Source organism: Erythrobacter sp. (assembly GCF_036351135.1).
Lineage (GTDB): Bacteria > Pseudomonadota > Alphaproteobacteria > Sphingomonadales > Sphingomonadaceae > Erythrobacter.
Genome location: NZ_JAZBON010000009.1, coordinates 1 through 13,694 on the forward strand (window position 1 = coordinate 1; position 13,694 = coordinate 13,694).

Sequence of the window (13,694 nt, forward strand, 5' to 3'; positions counted from 1 at the left end):
CGACGCACATTGTGGATCGTATTGTGGCTCAACGTCGCAATCGCGGTTGGTTTCTTTGTCGTTGCCTATTTTGCGGACTCGAACGCGCTCTTGGCCAACGGGCTCGACAATTCATCCGATGCATTTGTCTACGCGCTCAGTCTTCTGGCTCTTACCCGTTCGCAATCCTGGAAACGAGGGGCCGCGCGTTTCTCAGGGATTATGCTCCTAGTCTTCGCCGGAGGCGTTATCGCCGATGCCGTCAGGCGTTTAATCGAAGGCTCCGAGCCGGGCGGCCTGATGATGATCGCCATGGCGGCCATCGCGGCGGTGGTGAACCTCATATGCCTGCGCATGCTCCAGAAGCTCCAACAAAAGGATGTCAATCTGCGCGCAGCGACCACGTTTAGCTTCAACGATTTCATATCGAACGGCGGTATCATCGTCGCCGGGATCATCGTTATGCTTACAGGCGCAAACTGGCCGGACCTCCTGGTTGGGATCGCGGTTGCTGGCATCGCTCTTTATGGCGGGATCGATATCCTTCGCGATGCGCACAGGGATAAGCATGAGGAAGCGGGCACCGAACATATCAAAGGCGACGAATTCAGGAGTTGATCCTGCTGCTCTCAGCATGTCCGAGGCTGGAAGACTCGAGCGAATTTAAACGGCCTTCACAAATTAAAGATGGCCGCATCTCAAATCTAGTTGCCAATCCAAAGCTTCGAATGAATCGGGCAATGCGACGATTTTGCACATTAAGGTTTGCAAAGCACATCCTACTATTGTGCGGCTACTCCGCCCCTAGCAGGTGTCCAGAATCACTTGCCAACTCTGATCGTCGCCCAAAAAACGCGACTTACCGCAATAAGACGATAGCGGGGGTACTGTTGGGGGTATTTCGATAGCGAATCGTGAAATTGATCATAAGGATCAACGAATTATAATCTAAATTAGTGTCCCTCCTCCGCTACCAATCCCGAATCCGCATGGGTTCGTCAACATCCGTAAAAGTCCAGAAAAACAAAACGAATCAGTTGGTTGTTGCTGATTCGTGTCCGCTTGTGTTCGCTTGTATTCGTGTGCAGCCGCGTTTGGTGTGGGGCCATTTTGGGGGTACTTTCGAGGGGTTCGAAAATGGAGCGATACCCCCAATGGCCTTGTTGGAACTTCAGATCAAAAAAGCGCAGCCTAAAGAGCGCCCCTATAAGCTGTCAGATGGAGAGGGCCTTTTTCTCCTAGTGAAGCCAAGTGGGTCGAAACTTTGGCGTTTGAAAAATCGCTTCGCTGGAAAAGAGAAGTTGGTTTCCTTCGGTCTTTACCCCGAGGTCGGAATCTCTGCGGCGAGGGAGCTACGCACAATCGCGAAGGGTGCCTTGGCAGAAGGCAAAGACCCGATGATTGCAGCCGCGCGCTGAAGACATCGTGCTCGAACCGAGTGCTGGCCACGGCATGCTCGCTGCGCTCCAAGCGAGGGTCGCCGAACTTCACCTCAATGAGATCGACCCCAAGCGCCGCGCGAAGCTGGCGGTGCTTTACCCTGAAGCGAAGCTCACCAGCCATGACGGGGCGATGCTGACCTCGCTGACGCCATCCACGCTCCGGCCCTCTCTCATCCTGATGAACCCGCCTTTCGCTCCGTCGAAGGGGCGGGGCGTCGACCCGCATGCCGCAGTCCGTCATTTGCGCTCTGCAATCGCCAAATCAGCGCTGGGCGCGCGCATCGTCGTGGTCATGCCCGATGGCTTCACAACCTCGGCCAAGATGCTCTCTGTCTACGAACGGACCTTCGATGGATGCTCAGTCGTAACGTCGTGTCGGCTTGCAACCTGCTATCGCAAGCAAGGCACCAGCGTCGCCGTTCGGCTCCTTGTGATCGACAAGCGCCCTGGCAATATCAAGCCGTCGGTCATCTGTCGCGACACTGTCGCCGAGCTGTGTGAAGCCATCGAGATCGTCCCTCGCCGAGCGATCGTTTTCGGAAGCGGCGTCGGAATTGGAGACGCGGAGGCGCGTGCTGACCGATGCGCGCGCGGAACGCATGGCGGCGATCGAGCGGCTTGGGTCTTCAAGTTAGAGCGGCTCGCGCAGCGCGAGCGGCGTGACATCGGAACGCGGAGTGACCGAGAACGCCAGTTCAGCGAGTTCGCGGAGGGATGGCCAGTCGAGCGTGGCGAGCACCGGACAGGGAAGGGTGATTGGGCAGGATGTGGAAGGGAGGCGGCTGTCTCAGGATCAGTACGTGGCAAATGATTCAACCAATTGGTCGCTTGGTGCGAATCTTGGAATTCCAACTGGCGGCAAGCGGGGAGGAAAAGGACGCGGTGCTGGTGCTGGTGGATCGGGGAATGTGAGCACAAGCGCAAGTGACGGTGTAGTTTTCCAAGATGGCTACAGCACCTCGCAGTCCGACCGCTCGAACCTGACAAGCGATAGCCGCAACTCCAAGAGCCTCGATATCAGCGATGAAACGCGTCGGGAGAGCGGCGTCTATGCTCGCGATGGCTCGTTCACCCGCTCAGAAAGCTTCTCGGAAGATCGCAGCTATCGTGACGATCTGGTTGAGCAAGTGCGCTCGATTGATCGCCAGCTATCCGAGATCGACGAAGCCTCGCGCACACTGAGTTCGACCTGGACGACGCGTGAAGGCGGAGGTGCGACGATCAGCCAGGACATGTCGCAGATCATCGCGAGCCGCTATTATGACGAAGCGGCGCTGGCGCGTTCCGAAGGGCTGGAGGTACCGCTCAATCCCAACCAGACCGATATCACTCCAACCCAGATGTCCGGGCGCAATCTGGTCGTCGATCGGATCCTCGACCGCTATATCGACGAGACCATGGCGCCCGTGCGCGATGAGATGCTTCCGCCATCTGAGGTCATGGGACCTGTGCAGGGACCCTCCAACTTCGTCGAAGGCGATCTTGAGCTGCCGTCCCGTGGCGGTAGGAGGTCAAACTCCGGAGCAGGTGGGGTTACCGAAGACAGGTTCGAACAGGCTGAGCGCTTGATCGAAGAAGGCCGAGCGGATGTCAAAGCCCGCCGCCAATCAAGCCAGCAGAACTACGGTCAAGGAGTCATTGGAGCGAGTGATCTGGGAGAGCGGGCTGCGGAAAGTCAACGCCGCCGCTGGTTCTCGGATCGCGATCAGAAGAAGTAGGGAAGGGCGATGACAGCTGCGCCGACGATCAAAAACGTAATGACACACAAAAATGACGAGCGCTGGGCGTGCTCGAAATCTTGCTCTTCGTCTTCGTTAAGCGTGTTGGCAGTTTCGATCCCTTGCTGCGCAAATCTATTGATCCCGGTCTGATAACCGAAGTCGAAATCGCTTTGATTGTGATCCTGCGTCATATTCAGAGAATACCACATCGGACGGGTGGGGCCAATTCCCATCTGAAATTTAATGCATTTTTCAAAATACTTCAAAACAAAACTAGGATTAAGCCTCTATGCGTTCATCAGCTATGGCGACCATAAGTGTCAGAACTAAAAATAGTCTTGGTTATGCTGCGCCATTATGTATTCTTCGAATTATGCGAAGACTCGGGAAGTCTTCCGATCGTGATCATAGGGGGGGTATGATGAACGGCCGTTTTGTATCGGTAATAGTAACCGCAGTCGCCTTGTCAGGCTGTATGCATACAAACGATGGTGGTGAAGGGCTCGCGAGCATTTCCGCTGTTTCGACCGAATATGTGCTTCCGAAGACATCTTTGCGCGCTGAAGCGACCCTAAGGCTTCAGGGTTGTGATCGTGATCAAGTCGCCGTTTCAACGAGGTTGAGTGCCACAGCAACACCTGATGTCCGAAATTCATATTTTTTCGACCCTACCAGTCTTAACTCGTGGCGAGAGAGTCAGTCGCTAACGGTGCAAGTGAGCGAAAATGGAGTCATTTCTGGCCTTAACGCTCAGTCCGAGGACAAGACAGGTGCGATTATTGGAAATCTTGTCTCCGCGGTGGCTTCGATACTTGTGCCCGGTGCCATGGCAGAGGGCGGCGAAGCCGTAGACAGCAAGCGCTGCAAGCCTGAAGCCGTTAAGGCTCTCCAGCGCGAAAAGGATATCGTCACGCAGTTGGGGAAATTGACGCCCACGTGGACAGGGGCGGGCACAGCGCCCGATATGGAGAAAATTGCGCTGCTTAGGATTCAGTTAGTGAACGAGCTGGCTAGCTTGCGCAGTGATTTTCTTACTATGACGATTTCGACCGAGATTCATCTCACCAACAAAAAGCCGGTCGGCGCCGATCAAAGTGTCTTCGTCATACCGTGGCCATATGAACGTCTGCAAAAGTGGTATCAGGGCGAATTGGTTGATTACCGTCCGACCAAATTGGACGCAGCTCGAATTGTTGCTTCTACGCCAAATTCGCCTGCGCGAACGGACCAGGTTTCTCAATGCGCAAAATCACTTTCGGTGCCTCAACCAATCATCGCCAGTTTTGCGTTGATGGATCAGGGAAGCGTCCCTGCCGGGATTGCGACAACGGCAACTTCAGCGACAACACCGACACCCCCGGACGGTGGAGTCGCGTCAAGTTCGACTGCCCCAGCTACATCATTTGCGCAATTCGCGAATGCTTCCAGTCTCACGGTACCCGTCCAACAGTGGGGCAGGGTGGCCAATCTTTGTCTCGACACTAGCCTGTTTTCGTCACGTACGGCGGCACTCACATTTAGCCCGTTTGGCCTAGTCACCAAACTCGAATGGAAGTCCGGGGCGAGGGGGGAAGCTGCAAGCGCGAGCCTTTCGGCATTAGCGCCTTCGATAGCCTCCATCGCTGAGGGCAATGGGCCAGACGAGACTACTCAGGAGCGCGACGAACTCGCCTTAGAAGCTGACATGATCGAACAGCAGATCCGCCTGTTGAAAGCACAGCGATGCTTGGAGGCGTTGGCCGCCGGAGCGAAATGCGAGGAGTAGCGAATGTCAATTTCAAATCTCGCTGGGGAAATGGAGAGCGCAAAGCTGCGAGAGCTTAAACAGCTCCCTCCGCGTGGTGCTGCATCCAGCGCAGCTGCGCCCGCCAAGGAAGGTCAAAAGCCGAAATCGAAGACTTCGCAAGGGTTTGATGCGCTGACGCGCTACATCCCCACCGAAACCATCACGCTGTACGTTGGGGCAGTTGCTGCTAAAGATGACCTAGCTGGCGCTTTCGGTCTTGATGTTTGGGATATTTATTGGATCGCAGCCGCAGCAACTCCGATCCTGCTTGCTCTGGTTACCCTAGCTAAGCACCGTGCCGCGGGGCATGGTGAACCGATAACATGGCATTGGTGGCCCTTCGTTGCGTCACTCATTGGTTTCTTGGTCTGGGGAACCTCCGTTCCCGGTCATCCCTACGCGGATGAGTTGAACGCTTTGCCAGCCTTCGCGGCACTTGTCGCTTCCACGCTGCTTGCGCTGTTTGATCCTATTTTCTTGCCCAAAGGTCACAAGTCGAATTAGCCCGAATTGGAGGACAGCGTTATGGAACAGCAACCGGTCGACCGCCCACAATATCATTCGGATCGCATTCTCGTTACTCTCCGACCTGAAGCTCTCAGAGCTGCGGGCACCGAGGCCATTGAGATGGCTCGGACTCTGACGGGCTCTTCCACGGCTTTCGCTTCAGGCGTCGCTGAGCACACCGAGGCAGCGTCGGCAGCGTTTGGCGTTTCCGTTGGTGATGAAGGTGGAGAGGCCGTTACAGCAGAGCGGTCGGCGCTCTCTTATCTTGAGGAAGTCGGCGCAATACGTCGGGCTGAGCCAGTGCTGGCACCTAGCCGCCCAAGTATTTCCGCGAGCGAGAGCGATCTGATCGGAACCCATTCGGCAATCGCGACCGTCGAGGCGTTTCCTGAAAGTGTCCAATTGCCTTCTCAGGAAGTCTTGGCCGGAAATTTGATCCTCACCGTCGATCCGGCGCGCGTTGATGAGGTTTATTCAGGCCTTTCAGCGGACAAAAAGCACGTGGCAGACGTCGAGCGTGTTCCAATCAGGCGACTCCTTAGCCCACTTCCACAAGGGGCACGGCAACCTGTTCAGCCTTGGCATCTCAGCAGGTCAGGACTTCTTGCAGCGCGCCAAAAAGCCGGGTTTGACGATGCGGCATCGGTGCGGGTCGCCGTTCTTGACACCGGCATTGATGCTGACCATCCAATGCTGCAACCAGCGATTGCTCGCTACAGTTATGCACCGCCATATCCGGGCGTACCTTCTGGGCGTCGCGATATTTCTTCTCATGGAACGCATGTTTCGGGAACGATCGCGGCTCATGGAGCAGACAATGACGTTGACGGGGTCAGCCGGGCCGAACTCCACATCTTCAAAATCTTTGACGATCAGGTTGATCGCCTAAGCTATTTCACAGATCGGTCTGGGGCGATTTTCGTTAGCGACGAATATTGGGTCGACCCCATCATGTATCTCAGAGCGCTCTCGGCATGTGCCGATGACAACATCGAGATTGTGAATCTCAGCATTGGCGGCGAAGCCATCGGAGACAGCCGTGAGCAGCAATTATTTGCCCGCTTGGTCAATCAGGGCCAGATCGTTGTGGCAGCAATGGGGAACGAGCGGGATACGGGGTCTCCGACGAGTTGGCCGGCAGCCTATTCGGACGTGATAGCCGTTGGTGCGCTCAACATAAACGATGAGGTGGCCGCGTTTTCAAATGGGGGAGATCACATCACTGTCTCAGCGCCTGGCACGGACATTATGGCTACGATGCCGACTTATGATGGTGTGGAGTTTTGGCGAGGACGCGAAAACGCAGATGGAAGTATCACCCGAGACACGCCGATACCATGGGACAAGTATCGTGGGACGATGTCAGGTACGTCGATGGCAACTCCGATTGTGTCTGGAGCCGCATCTCTTTGGGTGGCTAAGAACGGTAGAGGTCATTCCGCTTTTACAGCTGCTTTAGAGAATTCGTCGCGTAAACTTGCGCAAATGGGTGGTCTCAATCATACTGTCGATCATGGTTGGGGATGTTTAGACATTGAACGTCTCCTCACTTGATCGGCGAGCGAATGAAGACGGTGTTGTTTCATATCGATGATGTGCATGCGGCCAAAACCGTTTTGGCTCGCGTACGTTCACGCCTGCGGCCTGTCGCCCTGGATCGCCTCTATCCGGACGCCACGGCTGAGCATGATTGCAAAGAGTTCTTTGCCTCCTTTAGCGATACCGTAAATGTTGATCTCGTGGCTTCGGCCCTTTCAGAGCTTCCGGGTGTCTCGAAAGTTGAAGTTCCACAGAAACGGCGTTTGCTCGGCTAGTCGACGTGAACGACATACTCCGAGGTTTGTGTTTCCGCTTCCGGTCAGGTGGCATCGAGCTCGCGACCACGGGTTTCACACCAAAATGCGCCCCCTTTCATCGCGCCATAGTGAGTAATGACACCATTCGCCGCAAGAAGAGAGCGTGCTACCGTACTCGCAGTTTCGTGGGGGTACTGATGGGGGTATCCGGGTTGAGATATTTGATATTAACAAATAAAAACAATGCCTTGACAGCATAATTTGCGTCCCTCCTCCGCTACCAATCTCGAATCCCAGCGTCGGTCTCAGGACGATCGCGTCGCGCATTTCTCGTAGCGAGCAGACCGATTGACAGCGGCTCTCGCGGCGATCATGAAACGAAGCAGACGGTGCTCGCAGCCGCCTCTCGGGCGTGCTGCAGCGAAGAGGGAAGCCGGTGCAAGACCGGCGCTGTGCCCGCAACTGTAAGCCGGGAGCCCTCGAGCCACGATGTCACTGGCCACGCTTGCCCTTGTCGGCAGCGCAGCTGGGAAGACGGCTCGGGAGCGACGATCGGCGAGCCAGGAGACCTGCCGTCGCGTCGTTCGTCCGGGGCCGGGTCCAGCCCAGTGGGACAGGGAAGCATCGTTTTTCCGAAGTAGCGACATGTGAGTGGCCCGAACGGGCGCCGCGGCGTTTCTGTATGCCGTGGCGGGGCCCAATGTCGCGCGGCGTTCGCCGGGGCCCGGATGCCCGGCGGGCGGAGCATTCGGGAATTCGAGATAATGAAATATCATGCAACTTGCGGCGTGCTTGCCGCTTTCGTTCTTTGCGCCCCGCAGGGCCTGCTCGCGCAGGGCTTGCCAGAGCCGGCGCAGGATGCCGACATCGTCGATCGGCAGGGCGGCGAAGCGGCTTCGGACGAGGCGATCGTCGTCACCGCCAACCGCACCGCGCGCAGCCTCTCGCAGGTCGGCTCGTCGGTCGCGGTGATCGCCGAAGAGGAGATCGTGAACCGCCAACCCAGCGACGTCCTCGACATCCTGCGTACGGTGCCCGGCGTCACGATCAATCGCAGTGGCGGGATCGGCGCGGCGGCGGGCGTCTCGATCCGCGGCGCGCAGAGCGATCAAAGCGTCGTGCTGGTCGACGGCATTAAGATCAACGACCCCGCCTCGCCCGGCGGCGGCTTCGATTTCGGACCGCTTCTTGCCGGCAATATCGCCCGTATCGAAGTGGTCCGCGGCGCGCAGAGCGTGCTTTACGGCAGCCAGGCCATCGGCGGGGTCGTCAACCTGATTACGCGCGAGCCGACGCGCGATGTCGCCATCTTCGCGAGCGCTCAATATGGTGGCCGGGACACCGCCGAACTGGTCGGCAACATTTCAGGCCGTGCCGGTCCGATCGCGGCCAGCCTGGGCGCGACTTTCCTCACGACCGACGGCATCTCCGCCTTCAGCGCCGCGCGCGGCGGGACCGAACGCGACGGGTTCGAAAGCGTCGGGGTCAATGGCAAGGTGGACGTCAGGTTCGCCGAAGGGCTCGCGCTGGACCTGCGCGGTTTCTACGCCGACAGCGAGCTCGAGATCGACGGTTTCGCGCCGCCGACCTTTGCCTTCGGAGACACCGAAGAACTGTCCGAGCGGCGCGATTTCGTCGGCTATGCCGGGCTTAACGCGGCGTTGTTCGACAATCGGTTCCACAACCGTCTCGCCTTCGCCTACACCGATATCGACCGCCGCAATCTCGACCTCTCGGGCGACGATCCGTTCGAAAGCTTTGCCGCGCAGGGGGAAAACCGCCGGTTCGAATATCAGGGCATCGTCGATCTCCAGCCGGCGCAGATCGTCATGGGCGCCGAGCGCGAAGAATCCGAATTCGCGACCGCCAGCTTCGGTGCCTCTTCCCCACCCGCCGAGACGGCGATCGACTCGCTTTATGCGCAGGTCAACGTGACGCCCATCGAGCCGCTCTCGCTGAGCGGCGGGGTGCGCTATGACGATCACGAGATCTTCGGCTCGCAAACCAGTTTTTCGGCGAGCGGGGCGCTGGCGCTCGGCGGCGGCGACACCGTGCTGCGCGCAAGTTTCGGCGAGGGTTTCAAGGCGCCCTCGCTGTTCCAGCTGCTGAGCGATTTCGGCAATAGCGCGCTGCAACCCGAAACCTCGCAAAGCTTCGATGCGGGCGTAAGCCATGCCATGCTGGACGGAGCGATCGTCGCCGGGCTCACTTGGTTTACGCGCGATGCGACGAACGAGATCGTCTTCGTCGGTTGTTTCGAAAATCCGCTCGCCGCCTGCAACGATCCCGACAATCCGCGCCCTTTCGGCACCTACGACAATATCGCGCGCTCCAAGGCGGACGGGTGGGAGCTGACGCTGGACCTCGCGCCTCTACCGGGAATGGACGTCGCGCTGGGCTACGCCATCATCGACGCCGAGAACGCCGTCACCGGCGAGCGATTGCCCCGCCGCCCTGATGCGACCTTTTCTCTGGTTGCGGATTACCGGCTGGCCAGCGGCCTGGCGCTCGGCGCGAGCGTTTTGATGGTCGGCGAAAGCTTCGACGATGCGGCGAACCAGTTGCGCCTCGATGGCTACACGCTGGTTGATCTGCGCGCGAGCTATGCGTTGTCGGATGGTTTGGAACTGTTCGGCAGGGTCGAGAACATCACCGACGAAAAGTACGAAACCGCCTTTCGCTTCGGCCAACCCGGTCGCGCGGTGTTCGGCGGCGTGCGTTACCGGATGTGACGATGCAGCGACTCGGCATTCTTCTCTTGGCGCTTGCGGCGCTCGCTGGCTGCGACGCGGCTATAGCGCCTGTGGAACGCACGGTGGGAACGCGGATCGTCAGCCTCGACTACTGCGCCGACCAATATGTCCTGCGGCTCGCCGCGCGTGAGGATATCGCAGCGCTCTCGCCCGAGGCCCGGCGGCGCTATTCCTATATGCGCGAGGCGGCGGCGGGCCTTCGTCAGGTGCGTCCGCGCGCGGCGGATGTGCTCGCGCTCGAACCTGATATTGTCGTGCGTTCCTATGGCGGCGGTCCGCAGATCGCAGGTTTTCTGCGCCGTTCGGGGGTGCGGGTGGTCGAGCTCGGCTATCCGCGCGACCTCGAAGGCGTTCGCGGCGAGATCGAGCGGATCGGGCGCGAGCTGGGGCGCGAGGATGCCGGCGCCGCGCTGTTGACGGAGTTCGACGCGTGGTTGGCGGCGCTTTCCGAGGCCGGGCACAAACGACCTTCCGCGCTCTACACAACGCCCACCGGGGTGACGGCGGGCGAGGGCACGCTGATCGACGAATTGCTGCGCGCCGCCGGCTTTTCCAATTTTCAGCGGCGCGGCGGCTGGAACCCCATTCCGCTCGAACGTCTGGCTTACGAACAGCCGGACATCGTTGCCGCCGCTTTTTTCGAGGGCAAGAATTATCACGCGGGCAGTTGGAGCGCCGCGCGCCATCCGGTGCTGGCGCGGCAACTCGAGGCGACGCCGCTGGTGCCGCTGGAGGGTGCGTGGACGAGTTGCGGGGCGTGGTTCCTGCTTGATGCCGTCGAAGCGCTGGCCGCGGCGCGTAGGGGGCCGGGATGAGCCGGCCGAACCTCATCCTCGTGGTGGCTTTGACCGCTGCGCTGTTCGCCTCGCTGCTGCTGGGGTCGGTGGCGCTCGGTATTGGCGAAGTGGGCGCTGCGCTGGCGGGGGGAGGAACGACGGGCGACCGCATCGTCGTGTGGGAAATCCGCCTGCCGCGCGCCTTGGCCGCCGCGCTGGTCGGCGCGGCGCTCGGCATGAGCGGCGCGGCGCTGCAGGGTCTGCTGCGCAATCCGCTGGCCGAGCCGGGAATACTCGGCGTCTCCGCCAGCGCGGCGCTGTTCGCGACCTTCACTCTCTATTTCGGACTCGCCGCGGCGAGCGCGATGGTCCTGCCGCTTGCGGCGGTGTGCGGGGCGCTGGTGGCGACCGCGCTGGTCGCCGCGGCCGCCATACGCACCCGCTCGGTCGTCACGCTGATCCTGATCGGGGTCGGCCTGTCGAGCTTCGCCGCCGCGCTCATGGCACTGATGATGAACCTCGCGCCCAACCCCTTCAGCCTGGCCGATATGGTCGACTGGACGCTCGGCACCGTCGCCAATCGCAGCTTTGCCGATCTCGCTTTCGCCGCGCCCTTCATCGCCGTGGGCGCCGCGATCCTGCTGCGCGCGCGGCGGGGGCTGGCGGCGCTTGGTCTGGGGGAGGAGGCGGCGCAGGGACTGGGCCTCGACCTCGCGCGACAGCGCATCGCGGTGATCGCCGGGGCGGGGCTGGCGACGGGCGGGGCGGTGGCGCTGGCGGGCGCGATCGGCTTCGTCGGCATCGTCGCGCCGCATCTGGTGCGCCCCTTCCTGCGCTACGATCCGGCGCGCTTGCTCGTCCCCTCGGCGCTGCTCGGCGCGCTGCTGCTGGTCCTGGCGGACATCGGCGTGCGGCTCGCTCCGACCGACAGCGAATTGAAGTTGGGCGTTCTCGCCGCGCTGATCGGTGCGCCGGTCTTCGTCTGGATCGCCGCGCGCAGGAGGTTAGCATGACACTGTTGGAAACGCGCGACCTGTCGCTGCGCGCAGGCAGTGCCTTATTGGTCGAGAATGCGAGTTTCCGCGCCGAGGCGGGGTCGCTCACGATGGTGATCGGGCCGAACGGGGCGGGCAAGACGAGCTTGCTGCGCGCGGCACTCGGGCTGGTTCGCACCGAGGCCGGAGCGGCGCTGATCGAAGGGCGCAATGTGCGGGAGATGACGCCGCTCGAACGCGCGTGCCGGGTCGCCTATTTGCCGCAGCAGCGCCCGCTCGCCTGGCCGCAGCCGGTGCGCGATATCGTCGCGCTGGGCCGCTTCGCCTATGGGGCGGTGCCGGGGCGGCTGGGCGACATTGATCGGGCCGCAATCGAACGCGCGATCGCGGCGTGCGGTCTTTCGGAGCTCGCGGACCGGTCCGCCGACAGCTTGTCGGGCGGAGAGATGTCGCGCGTCCATCTCGCCCGCGCGCTGGCTGCGGAAACGCCGCTGCTGGTCGCCGACGAGCCGGTTACGGCGCTCGATCCGCGCTACCAACATGAGACGCTCAGCATCTTCGCCGGGGCGGCGCGTAAGGGGCGGGGCGTGCTAACCGTGGTGCACGATCTCGCGCTGGCGGCGCGCTATGCCGACCGACTGATCTGGATGAAGGAAGGCCGGATCGTCGCCGACGGCACACCGCGCGAGACCATGACGCCAACAGCTTTGCGCGACGTTTTCGGGATCGAAGCGCGGTTGAGGTTAATGGAAGGCCGGCTTGTGATCGAGATCGAGGGGTCGATTTGACGCTCCGGTAGCTTTCCGCAGAATTAACATCTGTCAAGGTTTGTAATAAGAACAATAACTTAGGTGTCGTTGGTCCGATAAATCCCTCGCTTCGTCCGATGGCCCGGATATAACCGCCGGCTGGTCCGCTCCATTTGCACAGCACACAACGGACGGAGTTTAATATGCGACATACAACATCCAGCGGTTCCCAAACGGATACTCTGGACAAACAAGAAATCAAGCAGGACGCTGAGGCGCTCAAGGACAGCGCCAAACAACAGGCCGAGCTTCAGGCCGAACGCGGCCGCGACAAGGCCGTCGGCGCTGCAAACTCGGCCAGTTCGGCGATCGACACGGCCGCGGACGAATTGCGCAAAGATGAAGACGCCCCCGACTGGATGGCGCAGATGCTCAGCAGCGCGGCGCGGCAAATCCAGCAGGTCGCTTCGGAACTTGATGGCAAGTCGCCCCAACAGATGCTGGCGAGCACTCAGCAATTCGGTCGCTCCAACCCCGCCACCTTCCTCGCCGCTTCGGCCGCAGCAGGTTTTGCGGCAGGACGTTTCCTGCGCGTAGGGGCTGAACAGCACGACGATATCGACTTCGTGTCTTCGGACCGCGACAACCCCAGCGATCATTCGCATGAACCGGTTGGGCGCGTTACTCCGGAATACCAACGCGACACCGTTGGGGGTCAGCTCTGATGGCTACCCATGCAGAAACTCCGGAGGAAACCCGCGCTCGGAAAGAGCGTGGGGCACATTCCCCGCCGCACGATCCCCATCGCGATGACAATATCGTCGATCTGATCGGTCAACTCACGTCGCAATCCGCGCATCTCGCCCAGCAACAGGTCAATCTTGTGCAGGCCGAAGTGCGCGAGGCGGCCAACGACATCAAGGCCGGGCTTGGTGGCCTCATCGGAGCGGCCGTGCTGGGAATCTCCGGCCTTGGCGTGACCCTTATGGGGATCGCCTATCTGATCGGCGACGCGATCGGCGACCGCGACCTTGCGACCCTGCTGGTCGGTCTCGCTGTGCTGCTCATCGCGGGAATCATCTATGCGAGCGCCAAGTCCAAGATGGATGCGAGCAACCTCAAGCCCGAACGCACGATCGACACCGCCGAACGCACGCCCGAAGTGGCTCGCGGCGATGCGCACAAATAAT

15 protein-coding genes and 1 riboswitch are annotated in these 13,694 nt (G+C 60.4%); of the genes, 14 read left to right on the top strand and 1 reads right to left on the bottom strand.

Annotation, left to right across the window (positions count from 1 at the left end):
• The 4 genes from V2I30_RS01125 to V2I30_RS01140 all read left to right on the top strand — a co-directional run.
• On the top strand, window positions 1-597 hold a 597-nt coding region (locus V2I30_RS01125; RefSeq protein WP_330660224.1), incomplete at its 5' end, for a cation diffusion facilitator family transporter.
• Between the two features lie 536 nt (window positions 598-1,133).
• On the top strand, window positions 1,134-1,397 hold the full coding sequence (locus V2I30_RS01130) for an Arm DNA-binding domain-containing protein (RefSeq protein ID WP_330660225.1): 264 nt from the start codon (window positions 1,134-1,136) through the stop codon (window positions 1,395-1,397).
• Complete coding sequence (locus V2I30_RS01135; protein WP_330660226.1) at window positions 1,381-2,232, top strand: hypothetical protein; 852 nt, start codon at window positions 1,381-1,383, stop codon at window positions 2,230-2,232. Before V2I30_RS01130 ends, V2I30_RS01135 begins: the two co-directional genes overlap by 17 nt.
• Complete coding sequence (locus V2I30_RS01140; RefSeq protein ID WP_330660227.1) at window positions 2,222-3,139, top strand: hypothetical protein; 918 nt, start codon at window positions 2,222-2,224, stop codon at window positions 3,137-3,139. Before V2I30_RS01135 ends, V2I30_RS01140 begins: the two co-directional genes overlap by 11 nt.
• Here the strand turns inward: V2I30_RS01140 and V2I30_RS01145 are convergent.
• Window positions 3,127-3,375 (bottom strand): hypothetical protein, encoded by a 249-nt coding sequence (locus V2I30_RS01145; protein WP_330660228.1) that lies wholly within the window; start codon window positions 3,373-3,375, stop codon window positions 3,127-3,129. The genes V2I30_RS01140 and V2I30_RS01145 overlap by 13 nt on opposite strands.
• 185 nt (window positions 3,376-3,560) lie before the next feature.
• Between V2I30_RS01145 and V2I30_RS01150 the strand changes: the two genes are divergently transcribed.
• The 10 genes from V2I30_RS01150 to V2I30_RS01195 all read left to right on the top strand — a co-directional run bounded on the left by V2I30_RS01150 (window position 3,561) and on the right by V2I30_RS01195 (window position 13,693).
• Complete coding sequence (locus V2I30_RS01150; RefSeq protein ID WP_330660229.1) at window positions 3,561-4,907, top strand: hypothetical protein; 1,347 nt, start codon at window positions 3,561-3,563, stop codon at window positions 4,905-4,907.
• Between the two features lie 3 nt (window positions 4,908-4,910).
• Window positions 4,911-5,432: a hypothetical protein gene (locus tag V2I30_RS01155; protein ID WP_330660230.1), complete on the top strand. Its 522-nt coding sequence runs from the start codon at window positions 4,911-4,913 to the stop codon at window positions 5,430-5,432.
• Between the two features lie 21 nt (window positions 5,433-5,453).
• Entirely contained in the window at window positions 5,454-6,989 is a 1,536-nt protein-coding gene (locus V2I30_RS01160; RefSeq protein ID WP_330660231.1) for a S8 family serine peptidase, read from the top strand.
• Window positions 6,986-7,249, top strand: a complete 264-nt coding sequence (locus V2I30_RS01165) for a hypothetical protein (RefSeq protein WP_330660232.1) — start codon at window positions 6,986-6,988, stop codon at window positions 7,247-7,249. Before V2I30_RS01160 ends, V2I30_RS01165 begins: the two co-directional genes overlap by 4 nt.
• A 351-nt stretch (window positions 7,250-7,600) precedes the next feature.
• A riboswitch (cobalamin riboswitch) is annotated at window positions 7,601-7,822 on the top strand.
• A gap of 173 nt (window positions 7,823-7,995) precedes the next feature.
• Entirely contained in the window at window positions 7,996-9,963 is a 1,968-nt protein-coding gene (locus tag V2I30_RS01170) for a TonB-dependent receptor plug domain-containing protein (protein ID WP_330660233.1), read from the top strand.
• A 2-nt stretch (window positions 9,964-9,965) separates the two neighbouring features.
• On the top strand, window positions 9,966-10,799 hold the full coding sequence (locus V2I30_RS01175) for an ABC transporter substrate-binding protein (RefSeq protein WP_330660234.1): 834 nt from the start codon (window positions 9,966-9,968) through the stop codon (window positions 10,797-10,799).
• Window positions 10,796-11,773 (top strand): FecCD family ABC transporter permease, encoded by a 978-nt coding sequence (locus tag V2I30_RS01180; RefSeq protein WP_330660235.1) that lies wholly within the window; start codon window positions 10,796-10,798, stop codon window positions 11,771-11,773. The genes V2I30_RS01175 and V2I30_RS01180 overlap by 4 nt, the downstream gene beginning before the upstream one ends.
• Window positions 11,770-12,543 carry an ABC transporter ATP-binding protein gene (locus V2I30_RS01185; RefSeq protein ID WP_330660236.1) on the top strand — a complete coding sequence of 258 codons (774 nt, stop codon included), beginning with the start codon at window positions 11,770-11,772 and terminating at the stop codon, window positions 12,541-12,543. The genes V2I30_RS01180 and V2I30_RS01185 overlap by 4 nt, the downstream gene beginning before the upstream one ends.
• Window positions 12,544-12,707: 164 nt before the next feature.
• On the top strand, window positions 12,708-13,229 hold the full coding sequence (locus tag V2I30_RS01190; RefSeq protein ID WP_330660237.1) for a hypothetical protein: 522 nt from the start codon (window positions 12,708-12,710) through the stop codon (window positions 13,227-13,229).
• Entirely contained in the window at window positions 13,229-13,693 is a 465-nt protein-coding gene (locus V2I30_RS01195; RefSeq protein WP_330660238.1) for a phage holin family protein, read from the top strand. The genes V2I30_RS01190 and V2I30_RS01195 overlap by 1 nt, the downstream gene beginning before the upstream one ends.
• The last annotated feature ends 1 nt before the right edge of the window (window position 13,694 follow it).

Bases quoted from the DNA above. Each gene is read 5' to 3' on its own strand.
- V2I30_RS01150 (WP_330660229.1), top strand. From the start codon at position 3,561: ATGATGAACGGCCGTTTTGTATCGGTAATAGTAACCGCAGTCGCCTTG.
- V2I30_RS01170 (WP_330660233.1), top strand. From the start codon at position 7,996: ATGAAATATCATGCAACTTGCGGCGTGCTTGCCGCTTTCGTTCTTTGC.
- V2I30_RS01195 (WP_330660238.1), top strand. From the start codon at position 13,229: ATGGCTACCCATGCAGAAACTCCGGAGGAAACCCGCGCTCGGAAAGAG.
- V2I30_RS01160 (WP_330660231.1), top strand. From the start codon at position 5,454: ATGGAACAGCAACCGGTCGACCGCCCACAATATCATTCGGATCGCATT.
- V2I30_RS01185 (WP_330660236.1), top strand. From the start codon at position 11,770: ATGACACTGTTGGAAACGCGCGACCTGTCGCTGCGCGCAGGCAGTGCC.
- V2I30_RS01180 (WP_330660235.1), top strand. From the start codon at position 10,796: ATGAGCCGGCCGAACCTCATCCTCGTGGTGGCTTTGACCGCTGCGCTG.
- V2I30_RS01190 (WP_330660237.1), top strand. From the start codon at position 12,708: ATGCGACATACAACATCCAGCGGTTCCCAAACGGATACTCTGGACAAA.
- V2I30_RS01130 (WP_330660225.1), top strand. From the start codon at position 1,134: ATGGCCTTGTTGGAACTTCAGATCAAAAAAGCGCAGCCTAAAGAGCGC.
- V2I30_RS01175 (WP_330660234.1), top strand. From the start codon at position 9,966: ATGCAGCGACTCGGCATTCTTCTCTTGGCGCTTGCGGCGCTCGCTGGC.
- V2I30_RS01145 (WP_330660228.1), bottom strand. From the start codon at position 3,375: ATGGGAATTGGCCCCACCCGTCCGATGTGGTATTCTCTGAATATGACG.
- V2I30_RS01155 (WP_330660230.1), top strand. From the start codon at position 4,911: ATGTCAATTTCAAATCTCGCTGGGGAAATGGAGAGCGCAAAGCTGCGA.